We start from the raw sequence: 18,127 nt of genomic DNA on the forward strand, positions 1-18,127 counted from the left end.
AAACCGCGCCGAAGGGCTTTTCGTAGGAGCGAGCTGCCTGACGTTGGGGGCAGTGGCCCTACACCGCTTCCAGCTTGGCGTAGCCGAGCATCAGCCACTTGCTGCCTTCGCTGTCGAAGTTCACCTGCACCCGCGCCTGGGCGCCGGAGCCTTCGAAGTTGAGGATCACCCCGTCGCCGAACAGCGGGTGGCGTACCGACTGGCCGAGGGCGAAGGGTGTATCGGGCACGCCGGCGCCGCTGAACAGGTTGCCGCTGTACTGGTTGCCCGACAGCGGCCGGCTCACCGAGTTGGACAGGCGCACTTCCTGGATCAGCCCCGGAGGAATCTCGCGGACGAAGCGCGACACCTTGTTGTAGGTCTCGCTGCCGTACAGCCGGCGGGTTTCCGCGTAGGTCATCACCAGGCGCTGCATGGCCCGGGTGATGCCGACATAGGCCAGGCGGCGTTCCTCTTCCAGGCGGCCGGGCTCTTCCAGGCTCATCTTGTGCGGGAACAGGCCTTCTTCCATGCCGGCGAGGAACACCAGCGGGAATTCCAGGCCCTTGGCGCTGTGCAGGGTCATCAGCTGCACGCTGTCCTCGAAGGCGTCGGCCTGGGTGTCGCCGGCCTCCAGCGCGGTGTGGTCGAGGAATGCCACCAGCGGCGGGATGTCCTCGTCCTCGGGGTGCTCGAAGGCGCGCGCGGCGCTGACCAGTTCTTCCAGGTTCTCCACCCGGGCCTGGCCTTTCTCGCCCTTTTCTTCCTTGTGGTAGGTGATCAGCCCGGACTGCTCGATGACCGTCTGGGTCATCTGGTGCAGCGGCATGCCTTCGACCTTCTGCGCCAGCAGGTCGACGGTCTCGAGGAAACCGTTGAGCGCGCTGGCGGCGCGGCCGGTCACGGCCTTGGCGGCGATCACGTCGTTGATCGCGCGCCACATCGAGGTGCCGTTCAGGCGCGCGGCGTTGCGGATCGCCTCGACGGTCTTCTCGCCGATACCGCGCGGCGGCACGTTGACCACCCGCTCCAGCGCGGCGTCGTCGTCGCGCAGGCGGATCAGCCGCAGGTAGGCCAGGGCGTTCTTGATCTCGGCGCGTTCGAAGAAGCGCTGGCCGCCGTAGATGCGGTAGGGAATCTTCTCGCGCAGCAGTGCTTCTTCCAGGACGCGGGACTGGGCGTTGGAGCGGTAGAGGATGGCGATGTCGCTGCGCTTGAGGCCGTCCTTGCGCAGGGCATCCTCGATGGTCTCGACGATGTAGCGGGCTTCGTCGTGCTCGTTGAAACCGGCGTACAGGGTGATCGGATCGCCGTCCACGCCGTCGGTCCAGAGTTCCTTGCCCAGGCGCCCCTGGTTGTTGGCGATGAGGGCGTTGGCGGCCTTGAGGATGGTGCCGGTGGAGCGGTAGTTCTGCTCCAGGCGGATGTCCTCGGTGCCGGCGAAGTCGTCGGAGAACTGCTGGATGTTCTCGATCTTCGCCCCGCGCCAGCCGTAGATCGACTGGTCGTCGTCGCCGACCACCATCAGGCTCTCGCCGCCCTTGGCGAGCAGGCGCAGCCAGGCGTACTGCACGGCGTTGGTGTCCTGGAACTCGTCGACCAGGATGTGCCGGAAGCGCCGCTGGTAGTGCGCCAGCAAGCTGGGGTCGTTGCGCCAGAGGTCCAGCGAGCGCAGCAGCAGCTCGGCGAAGTCGACCACCCCGGCGCGGGCGCAGGCCTCTTCGTAGGCCTGGTAGACGCTGACCATGGTGGCCAGGTAGAGGTCGCCGCTGGCCTGGATGTTCTGCGGCCGGTTGCCCTCGTCCTTCTGCCCGTTGATGAACCATTGCGCCTGGCGCGGCGGCCAGCGCTGCTCGTCCAGGCCCAGCTCGCGGACCACGCGCTTGACCAGGCGCAGCTGGTCGTCGCTGTCGAGGATCTGGAAGCCCTCGGGCAGCCCCGCCTCGCGCCAGTGGGCGCGCAGCAGGCGGTGGGCCAGGCCGTGGAAGGTGCCGACCCACATGCCCGCCGGGTTGATCCCCAGCAGTTGCTCGATGCGCGCGCGCATCTCCGCCGCCGCCTTGTTGGTGAAGGTCACCGCCAGGATGCTGTGCGGCGAGGCGTGCTCCACCTGGATCAGCCAGGCGATGCGGTGCACCAGCACGCGGGTCTTGCCGGAGCCGGCGCCGGCGAGCACGCGCTGGCGGCCCAGCGGCGCGGCCACGGCCTGGCGCTGCGGGTCGTTGAGGGAGTTGAGCAGGAGGGAGAGGTCGTCGTTCATGGGGCGGCATTCTACCGAGGGCAGGGAAAGCCGGGCAAACCGAAGCGCCGTTCGGCGATCGCCCGACGAAAGTTCGGCGAATTGCTGGCATATTGCCGTTTTTCCGCCCTTGGGCCCGCCCATCGGCTCGGTTATGCTCGGCCCTGCCAGGCCCAAGACTACAAGAAAAAACGCCTATGACCGCCTACCTGGACACCTCGGCCGTGCCTTTCAGCCACACCGAGATCCGCCAGCAATACGCCCACGAAATCGCTATCGAACGCACCCGCCTGCTGTACCAGGGCTCGCGGGTGCCCACCCTGCTCATGTTGCTCAACGGCCTGGCCTGCGTCGGCCTGCTGTGGGGCAGCCAGGGCGGCGCGCTGCTTTCCGGCTGGCTGGTATGCCTGGTGGTGCTGGCGGTGCTGCGCCTGGTCCAGGTCGCCGCTTTCCGCAGCGCCAGCCCGGCGCGCCAGGCTGACGCCCACTGGCAGCGCGCCTTCCTGTTCGGCGCCGGCGCTTCGGGGCTGACCCTGGCCTTCGCCGCCATCGCCCTGGTGCCGCCCGACGCGTTCCTGCAGCAGGCGCTGATGTTCGGCCTGATCGCCGCCGCGATTCTCTCCGCCAGCGTCGCCTATGCGGTGAGCCTGCCGGCCTTCCTGACTTTCGCGCTGCCCTGCCTGCTACCGTCCATCGGCTACCTGCTGCTGCATGGCAACGGCCTGCAGCAGGGCTGGGGCATGCTCGGGGTGATTCTGCTGTCGGCCCTGCTGGTGGTGGCCTGGCAGGTCAACCGGCTGGTCCAGGGCAGCCTGCTGCGGCGCTTCCAGACCCTGGCCCTGGTGGATCACCTGGAGCAGGCCAAGGACCGCGCCGAGCGCCTCAATCACGAACTGGCCCACGAAATCGAGCAGCGCCGCAGCGCCGAACGCGCCCTGCGCGCGGCGCGCGACCAGCTGCAGGTGCGGGTCGAGGCCGGCAGCGTCGAGCTGAGCAACAGCCAGGCGCGCCTGGCCCTGGCTCTGGAGGCCAGCGAGCTGGGCCTGTGGGACTGGAACCTGGAAACCGACGAGGTGCACCACTCGCGCCTGCGCGAAATCTTCGGCATCGACCAGCAGACGGTGCGCAGCGTGCGCGCCGACCTGCGCCCGCTGCTGCACCCGGACGACGTGCCGCTGCTGCGCCGGGCCCTGGTCAACCACCTCAAGGGCCGCACCGACGGCTACTGCATCGAATACCGCGTGCGCCACGCCGACGGCCACTGGGTATGGGTCGAGGACCGTGGCCGGGTGATGGCCCGCGACGCGCGGGAGAAGGTCACGCGGATGGTCGGCACGCGCTGCGACATCAGCGCGCGCAAGCGCCGCGAGGAAGAACAGCGGCTGGCCGCGACTGTGTTCGAGGCGGCCAGCGAGGGCATCGTCATCCTCGACGCCGACTACCGCCTGCTGGCGGTCAACCAGGCGTTCAGCCGGGTCACCGGGCACCGCTCGGAAGACGTGATCGGCAAGGTGGCGGCGGCCCTGAGCGGCAATCCCGAGACCCTGAACCAGTACCTGCAGATCCGCGACGAAGTGGAGCGCCTCGGCAGCTGGCAGGGCGAACTGCTGGAAACCCGCAAGAACGGCGAGATCTACCCGCAGTGGTTGCAGCTCAACGTGGTGCGCGACAGCCGCGGCCAGGTCTCCCATGTGGTGGGCTTCTTCGCCGACCTCACGGCGCGCCGCGACGCCGAGGAGCGCCTGCGCTACCTGTCGCATTACGACGAGCTCACCGGTCTGGCCAACCGCGGCCTGTTCAAGCAGCGCCTGCACGACGCCGGCCAGCGCGCCCGGCAGAACGGGCGCAACCTGGCGCTGCTGCTGATCGACCTGGACCGCTTCAAGCTGCTCAACGACAGCCTCGGCCACGAGGTCGGCGACCAGCTGCTGCGGCAGGTTGCCCGGCGCCTGACCCAGACCGTGCCGGAAGCCGACACCATCGCCCGGCTGTCGGCCGACGAATTCGCCGTGCTGATCGATTCCTACTCCAGCCTCTCGGCCCTGGCGCGGCTGTCCAGCCGCCTGCTGACCAAGCTGCGCATGCCGATGAGCGTCGGCGGCCAGGAACTGGTGCTCAGCGCCTCGCTGGGCATCAGCCTGCTGCCGGAGAACGCGCGGGAAATCTCCGCGCTGATGAGCCAGGCGAACATGGCCATGCAACATGCCAAGCACCTGGGCGGCAACACCTTCCAGTTCTTCACCGACAACCTGCAGGCCTGCACCCTGGAACGCCTGCAGCTGGAAGTGCAGCTGCGCAAGGCGGTGGAAGAGGGCCAGCTGGAGGTGCACTACCAGCCGAAACTGAACATGGCCAGCGGCCGCCTGGACAGCGCCGAGGCGCTGGTGCGCTGGCGCCACCCGCAGCTGGGCATGGTGCCGCCGAGCGAATTCATCGCCCTGGCCGAGGAAACCGGGCTGATCGGCGCCATCGGCGAATTCGTCCTGCGCCGCGCCTGTCGCCAGGTGCGCAACTGGCAGGGCCAGGGGCTGACCGACCTGCGCGTGTCGGTCAACCTGTCGGTGCACCAGTTGCGCCAGGGCAACCTGGTCAGCCTGGTGCGCACGGTGCTCGACGACACCGGCCTGGCCCCGCAGCTGCTGGAACTGGAACTGACCGAAAGCCAGCTGCTGGAGAACGTCGAGAGCGTCAGCGCGACCTTCCGCCAGCTGCGCGAGATGGGCGTGAAGCTGGCCATCGACGACTTCGGCACCGGCTATTCCTCGCTCAGCTACCTCAAGCGCTTCCCGGTGGACTACGTGAAGATCGACCAGACCTTCATCCGCGACCTGTCGGTGAGCGGCGAGGACGCCGCCATCACCCGGGCGATCATCGCCATGGTCCACAGCCTGGAACTGAAGGTGGTGGCCGAGGGCGTGGAGCAGCAGGAACAGCTGGACTTCCTCCGCCAGCACCAGTGCGACGAGATTCAGGGTTACCTGATCAGCCCGCCGCTGGCGCCGGCGGCCTTCGCCGCCTTCCTCGCGGAGCGGAAGCCGGCGCGGCGCTGAGCCGTTCAGGGCGCCGCGGCGCGGTGTGGGTGGTCGCCGGCCACGCCCTGCAGGGCGTCCGCGTCGATCTCGGCGAAGCGCAGCACGCGGCCGCCCTCCGCCCGTGCCAGGCGTTCGGCCTCGACCCGCTCGGCGAAGCTGGCCAGGGTCGCGCCCATGGCGCCCGGGCGCTGGATGCCGATCACGTAATAGGCGCTGGTCGCGTCGACCAGGCGGCTGTCGTCGGGATGATCCCAGGCGCCGCCGCCCATGTCGTGTACGTACAGGCGCGCGCCGGGCTGGCGATTCTCCGCTTGTAGCCACCAGCCGAGCAGCTCCGCGGTGGAGCAGAACTTGCGCACCGCGCCGGGGGCCACGGCCTCGCCCTTGGGGCCGGGGAAGGCGGCGATGCGCATGCCGCAGACGTGGCACTCGTCGCCACTGGCGAATGGCACCGGGGTGAGCGGGACGTCATCACGGCCGGCGTCGCAGCCGGCCAGCAGCAGGCCGACGAGCAGGGCGCCGCAGAAGCGGCGGAGAGCGTGGCGTAGCGTGGGCATGCGGGGTTCTCCCAGGAAATCTCAGAGCGGCCGCCGGCGCAACTGGCGGTAGGCCAGGCCCAGCGCGGCCGGAATCCACAGCGCCAGTGCCAGCCACAGGGCGGCGGCGGGCAGCGGCAGGTCGCGGCCGAGGTCCATGACCCCGATGGCGGCGTCGGCCGCGAAGCCGGACAGGTTGATCAGCCGGTAGACGTCGGTGGGATTGAGCAACAGCAGCCAGGGCAGCAGGTCGGCGCCCAGGCGGCCCTGGCCGAGCGCCAGCGCGGCCAGCAGCGCCAGGTCGAAGGCCAGCACGAAGCAGAACCACAGGCCCAGCGCCAGGCCGGCGGCACCGGACTTCTCGGTGGCGCGGGCGCTCAGCGCGTAGGCCATGGCCAGGAAGGCCCAGCCGAGCAGGCAGGAAGACAGCATGAAGCGGCCGAACGCCCACAGCAGCAGCGGCAATTGCACCTCGGCCAGCGCGGCGATGGCCGCGGCCGCCGCGCCGAAGCCGAGCAGCGTGGCCAGGGCGAGGACCAGCCCGTGACCGAGGAACTTGCCGAGCAGCAGCTGGCCGCTGGTCAGCGGGTAGCTGAGCAGCAGCATCAGGGTGCCGCCTTCGTCCTCGCCGACGATGGCGTCGTAGGCCAGCAGCAGGGCGATCAGCGGCACCAGGAAGGTCGCCAGGCTGGCCAGGCTGACGATGGTCGCCGGAATCGAGGTGAAACCGACCGAGCCGGACGCCGCGGCGCCGAACCAGGCGATGGCCACGGCGAGCAGGGCGAACAGCAGGCTGATGGCGAGCAACCAGCGGTTGCGCAGGCCGTCGGCCAGTTCCTTGCGGGCGATGTGCCACAGCGGGTTCATGGCCGGGCTCCGGGTTGGTAGTGGAGATAGAGGTCTTCCAGCGATGGCGGCTGCACCTCGATGTCCCGCGCGCCCTCGTCGAGCAGCGTGCGCAGCAGCGCCTCGCGCTGTGCGTCACCGGCCAGCAGCTCGACCTGCGCGGCCGTCGCCCGCGCTGCGCAGCCGGCATCCCGCCAGCGCCGCAACCACTGTTCCGGGCGCTGCCCGGCGAAGCGCACGCGGGTCGGCAGGTCGGCCGTGCGGCGCAGTTCGGCGAGGCTGCCGGCCGCCTGCAGGCGGCCATTGGCGAGGATGACGGCGCGATCGATGTGCGCCTCGATGCCGGGCAGCGCGTGGGAGCACAGGAGGATTGCGCAGCCCTCCGTGCGCAGGTGGTCGAGCAGGTGGTACAGGTCGATGGTGGCGAGCGGGTCGAGGCCGCCGCTGGGTTCGTCGAGCAGCAGCAGGCGCGGCCGGGCGAGCAGCGCCTGGGCCAGGCCGAGGCGCTGGCGCATGCCCCTGGAATAGGTCTTCAGCCGCCGGTCGGCGGCCTCGGCCAGGCCCACCTGCAGCAGTAGGCGCTCGACCTCGGCGGGCGCCGCGCCCTTGAGCCGGGCGAGGTGACGCAGGGTCTCGCGGCCGCTCAGTTGCGGGTAGAAGCTCACGTTCTCCGGCAGGAAGCCAAGCTGGCGGCGCGCCGCGAGGTCGTCGGCGGCGTGGCCGAACACCCGCACCTGGCCCTGGTTCGGGCGCAGCAGGCCGAGGATCAGCTTGAGGGTGGTGGTCTTGCCGGCGCCGTTGTGGCCGAGCAGGCCCAGCACCTCGCCGGCCCGCAATCGCAGGTCGAGTTCGTGCAGGGCAGTGAACCCGGCGTAGCGATGGGTCACCGCGCGAAGTTCGACCAGGTTCATGCCGGTGGCTCCACGCGGGGCTCGCGCATCAGCGGGTGGCTGTCGCGCACCCCGGGCGAGCGCACCACCGGGAAGGCCCGCTGCGCCCAGCGCAACAGCTCGATGCCGGGGCTGGCGAGCAGCAGCCGCGCCTGTGGATAAAGCCACAGCAGGCGGTCGAGATCGTCGTTGGGCTGGAAGGCCAGGTCGCCGATGCCGTTGCCGTCGCGGTCCCAGCCCAGGTAGTCGCTCCAGTAATTGCCGCGCCCGTCGGCGGACCATTCCTGCAGGCGTGTGGCCACGTACTTGACCTGCCGGCGATTGCCGACAAAGGCGTTGCCGGCGAGGCGGTTGTCCTCGGAGCCGGCGGTCAGGTGGATGCCCAGCGCGCTGTCGGCGAAGCGATTGCCCTCGATGCGGTTGTACGGCGAGTTGTAGATGAACAGCGCCTTGCCTTCGGCGCCGTCGCCAGCGCCGGTGCCGCTGCGTACGCCCTCGACGCGGTTGCCGAGGACGCTGGAGTAGGTGATGTAGTTCATCAGGATCCCGTAGTTGCGGTCGTCCACCGAGTGGTTGCCGACGACCTCCAGCTGGCGGCTCTGCATCAGCGCGTAGCCGGTGCGGGTGCGCCGGGTCAGGTTGCCGGCCACCCGGCTGCGGTGGCTGAACATGTAGTGCACGCCGTAGCGCAGGTCTTCCAGGCGGTTGTCCTCGATGCGGCTGTCGCTGGCGGTGTCGATGTAGATGCCGTCGCGGGTGTGGCGCACCCGGTTGCCGCGCACCAGGGCGTTGCGCACCGCGTAGAGCTGGATGCCGTTGCCGCGATCCTGGGAGCGCAGGTGCGGTTCGCCTTCGATGCGGTTGTCCAGCACTCGCGCGTCTTCGCTGGCGTCGAGCCAGATGCCGAAGCCCGGGCCGCGCAGGTCGTTGCCGCGCAACAGCACGCCGCGCGCCTGACGGGCGACGAAGATGGCCGCGTCGAGGGCGGTCAGGTCGGCGCCCCAGTTGCGCAGGGCGCAGCCTTCCACGCTGACCCCGGCGGCCTCGATGCGCAGGGTGCTGCCCTGACCCTGGCCGTCGAATAGCGCGCCGGGCGCGCAGCGCAGGCGCAACGGCCGGTCGATGACGAAACGCCCGGTGTAGGTGCCGGCAGGCAGCGTCCAGCCGCCATCGGCGTCGGCCCGCAGCGGCAGGCTCTGGATGGCCTGCGGCTGTGCCAGGGCGGCGCCGGCGAGGAACACCGACAGGGCGAGGCAAAGCGCACGCGCCACGTACGAACCTCCCGGGAGCGGGGCGGCGGGCGGCGCCGGGCTCCCCGGCCGGCGCCACCCGTGGCCCGGCGTCAGGCCTTCTGCACCAGCATGCGGCCGACCATTTCCATGTGCAGGGCGTGGCAGAACCAGCTGCAGTAGTACCAGTGCACCCCCGGGCGGTCGGCGACGAAGGTGATGGAGGAGGTCTGCTGCGGGCTGATCTCCATGCTCACGCCGTGGTTGACCAGGACGAAGCCGTGGCTCACGTCCTCGATCTCGTCGAGGTTGGTGATGGTCACCGTGACCTCGTCGCCCTGCTTCACGGTGAACTCGGTGAGGCCGTAGGACGGCGCCATCGAGGTCATGTACACGCGGACCTTCCGGCCGTCGCGGATGACCTTGTTGTCCTTGAGCAGGTCGATGCCGTCGCGTTTGGCGCGGGCCACCGTGTCGGCGAAGAAGGGGTCGTCGCGCGACCAGATCTTGCGCGGCCTGATCTGGTCGCGGCGGGCCAGGATGCAGTCGTGCGGCTCGGCGAAGGTGGGGCCGTCGTGGACCAGCTTCATTTCCTCGCCGGAAATGTCCACCAACTGGTCGTTCTCCGGGTGCAGCGGGCCGGTGGGCAGGAAACGATCCTTGGCGAACTTGCACAGCACCACCGCCCACTGGCCGTCGGCGTCGCGGGTCTCGCAGAGGGACGCGTGGTTGTGCCCCGGTTGGTAGTGCACGTCGAGCTTCTGGCGGATGTACTCGACCTTCTCGCCGTTGTAGGCGCGCACCGCGTCGTCGAGGTTCCACTTCACCAGCTGGCTGTCGATGAACAGCGTGGTGTAGCCATTGCCGCGACCGTCGAAGGTGGTGTGCAGCGGGCCCAGGCCCAGCTCGGGCTCGGCGGCGATCGCCTGGCGCGGGTCCTTGAGCTTGCCGGCGAACAGGTCGGGCAGGCGGTCGATGGCGATCATGCTGCAGGTCGGCGAGAGCTTGCCGTTGGCGATGAAGTACTTGCCGTCGGGCGAGGTGTTCAGCCCGTGGGGGTTCTTCGGCACCGGGATGTAGCGGGTCACCGGGCTGTCCTTGCCGTCCTGGCGGCGGCCGTCGACCACCGGCACCCTGGAGTCGCCCAGGGTGATGAAGCGCCCGGCCTTGATCTCGGCCTCGATCGCCGGGATGTCGAACACCACCACCCAGTCGCGTTCGTTGCGCATCATGCCGGCCAGGTCCACGGCCTTCTCCGAGTTGTAGCAGGTGGCGGCGCTGAAGCGGCCGCTGTAGTCAGCGTCGGTGTTGTCGAGGTTGCCGTCGACGATCACCTGCCAGGCGACTTCCATGCTTTCGGCGTCGATGGCGTTGTACAGCGTGAAGCTGTTTGCCGCGGCCGGGTCGAAGGTCGAGCCGTCGTTGGGGTGGGGGATGATGAACTCGGCGTTGCAGAACACGTACTTGGTGTGCGGCACCTTCTGCAGGCGCAGGCCGTGGATGGCCTGGACGTTGGGGATGCTGACGATCCTGTCGCACTTCATGATGTCCAGGCGGATGCGCGCCACCCGGCTGTTGGCCTTGTCGTTGATGAACAGGTACTTGCCGTCGTACTTGCCGTCGGTCATGGAAATGTGCGGGTGGTGGCAGTCGCCGTTGTGGAAGCGCGCGCCGTCGCCGAGCACGCGCTTGCTCTCGTTGGTCAGGCCCCAGCCGGTGGCGGAGTCGGTGTTGAACACTGGGATGCGCATCAGCTCGCGCATCGACGGGACGCCCAGCACCCGCACCTCGCCGGAGTGGCCGCCGCTCCAGAAGCCGTAGTAGTCGTCCAGCTCGCCCAGGCCTACCTGGCCACGGGTGGCGGCCGCGGCGGCGCGCGCCTGGGCCGGGAGCATGGCGTTGCCCAGGGCGCCGGCGCCGACCAGCGCGGCGGCGCCGGTGATGGCGGAGGCGCCGAGGAAGCCGCGGCGGTTGAGGCCGGTGGGTTCGTCCGGGGGAGTCTGGGGCTGGTCTTTCATCGGGTGTTCCTCGTGCAGGGTTGGGGTCATAGCTGTTGCACGGCAATCGGCTCCTGGTCGGCGGGCTTGCGCGCGGCACCCTTGCGGTGCCGTTTGACTAGCGGCGGACAGCGGTTCTGGTTGTGGTAGGTGATCTGGCAATCGAGGCAGTGGTGGCACTCGCTGGCGTCGATGCGGCCATCCGGGTGGATGGCCTGGATCTCGCACTCCCGCGCGCACAGCTGGCACGGCCGGCCGCATTCCTGGCGGCGCCGCAGCCAGTCGAACAGCCGCGCCCTGGCCGGGAGCGCCAGGGCCGCGCCCAGGGGGCAGAGGTAGCGGCAGTAGAGCTTGCGGGTGAACAGGTTGGCCGCCAGCAGCGCCAGGGCGTAGGCGAGGAACCACCACTGGCGGTCGAAGCGCAGGGTGATGGCGGTCTTGAATGGCTCGACCTCGGCGGCCCGCTCGGCCAGTGCGAGGGAGTGCAGGGAGAGGCCGAACAGGCCGAAGAGGATCAGGTACTTCAGCGCCCAGAGCCGCTCGTGCAGCGCGAAGGGCGGCTCGAACTGGCGCACGCCGAGCTTGCGCGCGGCTTCGTTGAGCAGTTCCTGCAGGGCGCCGAACGGGCACAGCCAGCCGCAGAACACCCCGCGGCCCCAGAGCAGCGCGCTGGCGGCGGTGAAGGTCCACAGGATGAACAGCACCGGGTCGCTGAGGAACAGCTCCCAGCGCAGGTCGCCGAACAGCGCGTGGACGAAGGTCAGCACGTTGACCAGCGACAGCTGGCCCAGGCAGTACCAGCCGATGAACAGCAGGGTGAACAGCAGGTAGCCGCGGCGCAGGGCGTGCAGCAGGCGCGGACGACGGGTGAGCGCGTCCTGCGCGAAGAGGATGCCCAGGAGCAGTGCCAGGGCGGCGCCGAGGACGCCGATCTGGAACGCCTTCTGGTACCAGATGCGCAGCCACAGCGGGCGTCGCGCTTCGGTCTCGGCGGCCAGCTCGGCGGCGCTCGGCGGCGGCCGTTGCAGGTAGCGCTCGGGCGTGCGGTAGGGCAGCTCGAAGCTGGCGAAGGCGCTGGATACCGCGCCAGCCTGGCGTCGCACCAGCAGCTCCAGGCTCCATGGCTGGCCCGGGTCCAGACGCTGGGCGGCGCGGACGATGAAGATCGCCATCTCGGCGAAGCGCGGCATGCCTGCGGCGTACACATCGGCCAGGCGCTGGTAGTCGAGGTCGCGGAAGCTGAGGATGTCGCCGGCCTGGCGCAACTGCACGCGATCGAAGATGCCGCCGCGCACGTAGCCGGAGCCCTTGAACGAATACTCGCCGTTGCCCAGTACCACGATGGCGTGTTCGTCGTCCCGCAGCGACGCCATCAGTTCGCGGTACTGTGCCTCGCCCAGCAGGTTGCGGCCGATGTCCGGCGGGTCGAGGAGGGCGGTGTAGAGCTCGACGAAGGTTTCATCGCGTCGCTCGCTGGGCGTGGCGTCGCGGCCCTCGGCCGGCGTGTTGCGGAAGGCGTCGTCGACCTGGCCGCGGCGCAGGTGCAACTGGGCGATGGCGCCTTGTTCCAGCAGCTGGTCCCAGCTGGCCGGCTTGAATGGTTCGTGGCGCACCTGCGCCGGTTGCCTGCGCACTTGCCCGTCGCTGGCGATCAGGCCCAGCGACAGCGCCACCTTGCGCGCGGCGCGCATGACGATCTCGTTGATCACCATCACTGTCACGGTGGCGCCGGCCACCGCGTCGACGGTCACCGCCGCAGGGTCGGCGCTGCGCCCCACCACCACACGCTGGTCGGCGCGCACGCCGGTGTAGCGGGCGGCGAAGGCGTGCAGCTTCTCCTCGGCGATGCCCACCAGCAGGATCGGTTCGTGATGTTCCAGCACATAGACGTCGAGGATCACTGCCCGCGGGTCGAGGATCACCTGCAGGTTGACCGGCTTGCCGGAATAGGCGGGGATGTCGGCCAGCGGCAGGGTCTGGAAGGCGTAGCCGAGGATCTGCCCGCCGCCACTAAGGTGGCGCACGCCGTACTCGCCCTCCGGCTCACCGATGCGCTCCACGCCGGGCAGTGTCTGGCGGATGCGCGCCAGCTCCGCCGCGCCGGGGGCGGCGGCCTGGGCGGCGAGGCCGACCAGCAGAAGCCACCAGCCGACCAGCCAGAGCAGGCGCCTGGGTATGCGCCTCATCGGGTCCCCCCGGGGTCGCCGGACGCGGCCCTCACTTGAGCGAGACGATCCACTCGGCCAGGGTCCTGGCCTCGTCGTCGCTGACCGCGTTGGGCGGCATCATCATCGGCCCCCAGACGCCCTGGCTGCCCTTGCGGATGCTCTGGCTCAGGTGCGCGACGGCGTCGCCCTGGCCGGCGTATTTCGCCGCCACCTCGTGGAACGCTGGGCCCACCAGTTTCTTGTCCAGGCTGTGGCAGGCCGAGCAGGCCTTGGTCTTGAACAGGTCTTCGGCGCCATTGGCGAAGGCGGGAGCCTGCGCCAGCAGGCCGGCCGCCAGTAGCGCGAGCGCTGCGGTCTTCATGCGTTTCTCTCCCCAAGGTTGGGCGCGGTGGCGCCGTCGGGGCGATTCTAGAAACGCACCGTCGTGGCGACGCTTGATGGCGATCAAGAACCGCCGACGCCGCGCTTGAGGCGTTGCGTCGCGCTGGCTAGCGTGCCGGGTCGTGAACATCGCCGAAGGAAGCCCGCCCCATGAACGCGCCCGCCCAGGACATCCTGTCGCTCTTCTACCAGCCCAGCGGCAACGAGGTGCGCCTGTTCAGCGAAGCCGCGGCGCAGGGCATGCCGGTGCTGATCAAGGGCCCCACCGGCTGTGGCAAGACCCGCTTCGTCCAGCACATGGCGCAGCGCCTGGGGCGGCCGCTGTACACGGTGGCCTGCCACGACGACCTGTCGGCGGCCGACCTGGTCGGCCGCCACCTGATCGGCAGCGACGGTACCTGGTGGCAGGATGGCCCGCTGACCCGCGCGGTGCGCGAGGGCGGCATCTGCTACCTCGACGAGGTGCTGGAGGCGCGCCAGGACACGGTGGTGGTGCTGCACCCGCTGGCCGACGACCGCCGCGAGCTGTTCATCGAACGTACCGGCGAAGCGTTGCTGGCGCCGCCCGGCTTCATGCTGGTGGTGTCCTGCAACCCCGGTTACCAGAACCTGCTCAAGGGCATGAAGCCGAGTACTCGCCAGCGTTTCCTGGCGCTGCGCTTCGACTACCCGGCGGTGGAGGTGGAGGCGGCCATCGTCGCCCGCGAGGCCGGTGTCGAGGCCGCGCTGGCGCAGCGCCTGGCGCAACTCGGCGCGGCCCTGCGGCGCCTCGGCCGCGACGAGCTGGAGGAGGTCTGCTCGACGCGCCTGCTGGTGCTCAGCGCGCGCCTGATCGCCGCCGGGCTGGCGCCCCGCGAGGCCTGCCGCGCCGGGCTGGCGGAGGCGCTGTCCGACGACGCCGAGTGCGTCGCCGGGCTGATGGAGCTGGTCGGGCTGCACTTCGCCTGAATGATGAAACTTGTTGATATTCAATGAGTTGAATACCTGACAAAACGCATCGGTCTTTCTTGATCGCCATCAAGCGTGGCGGCCCGGCGCGCTTCCTAGAATGGCGGCGAATCGAGATCGAGGAGGACCCCATGGCAGAGACATTCACCAAGGGCATGGCGAGGAACATCTACCTGGGCGGAGGGGTTTTCTTCTTCCTGGTGTTCCTGGCCCTGACCTATCACACGGAAACCACCTTCCCCGAGCGCACCCACGAAGCGCAGCTGAGCGAGGCGGTGGTGCGCGGCAAGCTGGTCTGGGAACAGAACAACTGCATCGGCTGCCATTCGCTGCTCGGCGAGGGCGCCTATTTCGCGCCGGAGCTGGGCAACGTGGTGGCCCGCCGTGGCGGCGACGAAGCCTTCGACAATTTCCTCGCCGCCTGGATGGCCATGCAGCCGCTGGGCGTGCCGGGCCGCCGGCAGATGCCGCAGTTCCACCTCAGCGAACGCGAAGTGGCGGACCTGGCGGCGTTCCTGCGCTGGTCCGCGAAGATCGATACCAACCAATGGCCGCCGAACAAGGAGGGCTGAGCATGCGCCCGGGCAATCCCCATCTGAAATTCGCCTCGCAGGCGGTGGCCATGCCGTATTTCGTGTTCGCCCTGATGCTGTTCGTCGGGCAGATCGTCTTCGGCCTGGTCATGGGCCTGCAGTACGTGGTCGGCGACTTCCTGTTCCCGGCCATCCCGTTCAACGTCGCGCGGATGGTGCATACCAACCTGCTGATCGTCTGGCTGCTGTTCGGCTTCATGGGCGCGGCCTACTACCTGGTGCCGGAGGAGGCCGATCGCGAACTGCACAGCCCGCGGCTGGCGATCCTGCTGTTCTGGGTCTTCGCCATCGCCGGCGTGCTGACCATCCTCGGCTACCTGCTGGTGCCCTATGCCGGCCTGGCGAAAATGACCGGCAACGAGCTGCTGCCGACCATGGGCCGGGAGTTCCTCGAACAGCCGACCATCACCAAGCTGGGCATAGTCGTGGTCGCCCTGGGCTTCCTCTACAACGTCGGCATGACCCTGCTCAAGGGCCGCAAGACGGCGGTCGGCGTGGTGATGCTGACCGGCCTGGTGGGCCTGGCGGTGTTCTTCCTGTTCTCCTTCTACAACCCGGAGAACCTGGCCCGCGACAAGTACTACTGGTGGTGGGTGGTGCACCTGTGGGTGGAAGGCGTGTGGGAGCTGATCATGGGCTCGATGCTGGCCTTCGTGCTGATCAAGGTCACCGGCGTCGACCGCGAAGTCGTGGAGAAGTGGCTCTACGTGATCATCGCCATGGCCCTGATCACCGGCATCATCGGCACCGGCCACCACTACTTCTGGATCGGCGCGCCGCAGATCTGGCTGTGGGTCGGCTCGATCTTCTCGGCGCTGGAGCCGCTGCCGTTCCTGGCCATGGTGCTGTTCGCCTTCAACATGGTCAGCCGACGCCGCCGCGAGCACCCGAACAAGGCCGCCGCGCTCTGGGCCCTGGGCACCACCGTGACCGCCTTCCTCGGCGCCGGCGTGTGGGGCTTCCTGCATACGCTGGCGCCGGTGAACTACTACACCCACGGCACCCAGTTGACCGCCGCCCACGGCCACCTGGCGTTCTACGGCGCCTACGTGATGATCGTGATCACCCTGATCAGCTACGCCATGCCGCGCTTGCGCGGGATCGGCGAGGCGGCCGACGCCCGTGCGCAGGCCCTGGAGACCTGGGCGTTCTGGCTGATGACCGGCTCCATGCTGCTGATCACCCTGCTGCTCACCGCCGCCGGCGCGGCGCAGGTGTGGCTGCAGCGGCTGCCGGCCGATGGCGCCGCGCTGCCGTTCATGGCCACGGTGGAGCAACTGAAGGTGTACTTCTGGCTGCGGCTGTTCGCCGGGGTCGGCTTCTTCGTCGGGCTGCTCTGCTACCTGCTGAGCTTCCGCCAGCGCGGACGCCTCGCCGTCGGCGTCGCGCAGCCCGGCTGATGCGCCTGCAACTGGAGCCGGAGGAGGGCCTCGGCCGCCTCTGGCACCGCTTCATCACCCGCCGCGCCAGCCTGGATTTCGACGCGGCGGCGGTGAGCCTGGACGAGGTCCGGCGCAGCCTGCGGCTGCTGTTCCGCGCCACCGGCGGCGAGGCCGGCGTCGGCCTGGAGGCGGCCAGCCCGCGCGAGTTGCTGGTGCGCCGCAGCCTGTTGCAACAGGTCGCCGGCACCTGCCGGCAATGGCCGGTGGCCTGGTTCGACGCGGACTCCCTGCGCCTGCCGGCCCGCCTCGCGGTGTACCCCGAGACGGCCCTGAACCGCGAGCTGTACCGCTGGCTGGCGCTGCTCGCCGCGCACAGCCAGCCGTTGCGGCACTGGGCCGGCGACAACCAGGCCTGGACCCTCGCCGTGCTGCGCCGCTACCCGCTGCTGCGCCCGTGCTACCGGCAGTTGGTGGAGGCGCTGTTGCCGCTGCGCCCGGACCCGGCCCGGCTGCCGCCGGCCGAGGCGGCGCTGGAGCGCGCGTTGCGCCAGGCCCTGCGCGAGCCCGGCAGCGTCGCCCGCCTGCCGCGCAGCGAGCGCGCGCCCTGGCCGTTGCCGTTGTGGCTGTATCCCGCGCAGCGCCTGGCCACGCCGCAACTTGCCGAGTTGCTCGAAGGCGAGGAGCCGGAGCGGCCGACGGGCGAGGCCGGCAACGGCGTCGCCCGCAAACGCGCCGAACGCGCCGGGCAGGATCCGGGACGCGGCGGCCTGCTGCTGTTCCGCCTGGAGAACCTGTTCAGCTGGTCCGAGCATGTCGAGCTGGACCGCGCCGGTGACGACAGCGAAGACCTCGAGGCCGCGCGGGTGGCCGAGGACCTCGACCACCTCAGCCTGTCCCGCCAGCGCCGGCGCAAGGGCGGCGGCCTGCGCCTGGACCTCGACCTGCCGGCGGCGGACGTCGACGACCTGCCGCTGGGCGAGGGCATCCGCCTGCCGGAGTGGGACTATCGGCGCCAGTGCCTGCTGCCCGACCACGTCTGCCTGCAGCCGATGCTGCCGCGCGCCGCCGCGCCGGCCGCCCTGCCCGAGGCGCTGGCGCCCATCGCCCGGCGCCTGCGCCGGCAGTTCGCCGGCCTGCGCCAGCAACCGCGCTGGCTGCGCCGCCAGCCCCAGGGCAGCGAGGCGGACCTGCAGGCCTGGCTCGACTTCAGCGTCGAGCGGCGCCGGGGCGCCTGCGCCGAGACCGGCCTGTACCGGGAACGCCGGCAGGCGCGCCGCGACCTGGCCTGCCTGTTGCTGGCCGACCTGTCGATGTCCACCGACGCGCACCTGGACGACCACCACCGGGTCATCGAGCTGATCGTCGATGGCCTGCTGCTGTTCGGCGAAGCGTTGCAGGCGGCCGGCGACCCCTTCGCGCTCTACGGCTTTTCCTCGCTGCGCCGGCAACAGGTGCGCCTGACCCAGCTGAAGACCTTCGAGGAGCGCCACGGCGATGTGGTTCGCGGGCGCATCCGCGCCCTCCGGCCGGGCTACTACACGCGCATGGGCGCGGCCATCCGCCAGGCCACGCGGCTGTTGCAGGCGCGCGGCGAGCGCCAGCGGCTGCTGCTGATCCTCACCGACGGCAAGCCCAACGACCTCGACCGCTACGAGGGCCGCTACGGCGTCGAGGACACCCGCCAGGCGGTGCTGGAGGCGCGCCGCGCCGGGCTGCTGCCGTTCTGCATCACCATCGACCGCGAAGCCTCGGACTACCTGCCGCACCTGTTCGGCCGGCAGGGCTACCTGCTGCTGCGCGACCCGGCCCGGCTGCCGCTGCAACTGCCGCAGTTGTACCGCCAGCTGACCGGGCGGCGCGAATGAGGGGTGGCGATGTGCGGGCCTGCTCTTCGTAGGAGCGAGCTT

Annotated in this window: 13 protein-coding genes; 5 read left to right on the top strand and 8 right to left on the bottom strand. The window is 70.0% G+C overall.

What is annotated here, in order from left to right:
- Positions 1 to 58: 58 nt before the first annotated feature.
- On the bottom strand, positions 59 to 2,239 hold the full coding sequence (gene uvrD, locus P3W75_RS00650; RefSeq protein ID WP_276225435.1) for a DNA helicase II: 2,181 nt from the start codon (positions 2,237 to 2,239) through the stop codon (positions 59 to 61).
- A gap of 176 nt (positions 2,240 to 2,415) precedes the next feature.
- Between uvrD and P3W75_RS00655 the strand changes: the two genes are divergently transcribed.
- Positions 2,416 to 5,268: a putative bifunctional diguanylate cyclase/phosphodiesterase gene (locus tag P3W75_RS00655; protein WP_276225436.1), complete on the top strand. Its 2,853-nt coding sequence runs from the start codon at positions 2,416 to 2,418 to the stop codon at positions 5,266 to 5,268.
- Between the two features lie 5 nt (positions 5,269 to 5,273).
- On the opposite strand, the gene P3W75_RS00660 is transcribed toward P3W75_RS00655, so the two are convergent.
- The 7 genes from P3W75_RS00660 to P3W75_RS00690 all read right to left on the bottom strand — a co-directional run bounded on the left by P3W75_RS00660 (position 5,274) and on the right by P3W75_RS00690 (position 13,277).
- On the bottom strand, positions 5,274 to 5,807 hold the full coding sequence (locus tag P3W75_RS00660) for a nitrous oxide reductase accessory protein NosL (protein WP_276225437.1): 534 nt from the start codon (positions 5,805 to 5,807) through the stop codon (positions 5,274 to 5,276).
- A gap of 21 nt (positions 5,808 to 5,828) precedes the next feature.
- Positions 5,829 to 6,653 (bottom strand): ABC transporter permease, encoded by an 825-nt coding sequence (locus P3W75_RS00665; RefSeq protein ID WP_276225438.1) that lies wholly within the window; start codon positions 6,651 to 6,653, stop codon positions 5,829 to 5,831.
- Positions 6,650 to 7,543 (bottom strand): ABC transporter ATP-binding protein, encoded by an 894-nt coding sequence (locus P3W75_RS00670; RefSeq protein WP_276225439.1) that lies wholly within the window; start codon positions 7,541 to 7,543, stop codon positions 6,650 to 6,652. Before P3W75_RS00670 ends, P3W75_RS00665 begins: the two co-directional genes overlap by 4 nt.
- A complete protein-coding gene (locus tag P3W75_RS00675; protein WP_276225440.1) occupies positions 7,540 to 8,793 on the bottom strand; it encodes a nitrous oxide reductase family maturation protein NosD in 1,254 nt (417 codons plus the stop codon). The genes P3W75_RS00670 and P3W75_RS00675 overlap by 4 nt, the downstream gene beginning before the upstream one ends.
- A gap of 71 nt (positions 8,794 to 8,864) precedes the next feature.
- Positions 8,865 to 10,769, bottom strand: a complete 1,905-nt coding sequence (gene nosZ / locus P3W75_RS00680; RefSeq protein ID WP_276225441.1) for a TAT-dependent nitrous-oxide reductase — start codon at positions 10,767 to 10,769, stop codon at positions 8,865 to 8,867.
- A gap of 26 nt (positions 10,770 to 10,795) precedes the next feature.
- Complete coding sequence (gene nosR, locus P3W75_RS00685) at positions 10,796 to 12,934, bottom strand: transcriptional regulator NosR (RefSeq protein ID WP_276225442.1); 2,139 nt, start codon at positions 12,932 to 12,934, stop codon at positions 10,796 to 10,798.
- Between the two features lie 31 nt (positions 12,935 to 12,965).
- Entirely contained in the window at positions 12,966 to 13,277 is a 312-nt protein-coding gene (locus P3W75_RS00690; protein ID WP_276225443.1) for a c-type cytochrome, read from the bottom strand.
- Positions 13,278 to 13,447: 170 nt separating this feature from the next.
- Here P3W75_RS00690 and P3W75_RS00695 point away from each other — a divergent pair, with 170 nt between their 5' ends.
- The 4 genes from P3W75_RS00695 to P3W75_RS00710 all read left to right on the top strand — a co-directional run bounded on the left by P3W75_RS00695 (position 13,448) and on the right by P3W75_RS00710 (position 18,085).
- The gene (locus P3W75_RS00695; RefSeq protein ID WP_276225444.1) at positions 13,448 to 14,245 is read left to right on the top strand and encodes a CbbQ/NirQ/NorQ/GpvN family protein; all 798 of its coding nucleotides are present in this window, start codon (positions 13,448 to 13,450) and stop codon (positions 14,243 to 14,245) included.
- Between the two features lie 131 nt (positions 14,246 to 14,376).
- Complete coding sequence (locus P3W75_RS00700; protein WP_276225445.1) at positions 14,377 to 14,817, top strand: c-type cytochrome; 441 nt, start codon at positions 14,377 to 14,379, stop codon at positions 14,815 to 14,817.
- 2 nt (positions 14,818 to 14,819) lie between these two features.
- Positions 14,820 to 16,238: a cbb3-type cytochrome c oxidase subunit I gene (locus P3W75_RS00705; protein WP_276225446.1), complete on the top strand. Its 1,419-nt coding sequence runs from the start codon at positions 14,820 to 14,822 to the stop codon at positions 16,236 to 16,238.
- Positions 16,238 to 18,085 (top strand): nitric oxide reductase activation protein NorD, encoded by a 1,848-nt coding sequence (locus P3W75_RS00710; RefSeq protein ID WP_276225447.1) that lies wholly within the window; start codon positions 16,238 to 16,240, stop codon positions 18,083 to 18,085. Before P3W75_RS00705 ends, P3W75_RS00710 begins: the two co-directional genes overlap by 1 nt.
- Positions 18,086 to 18,127: the final 42 nt, after the last annotated feature.

The organism is Pseudomonas citronellolis (assembly GCF_029335315.1).
Lineage (GTDB): Bacteria > Pseudomonadota > Gammaproteobacteria > Pseudomonadales > Pseudomonadaceae > Pseudomonas > Pseudomonas citronellolis_A.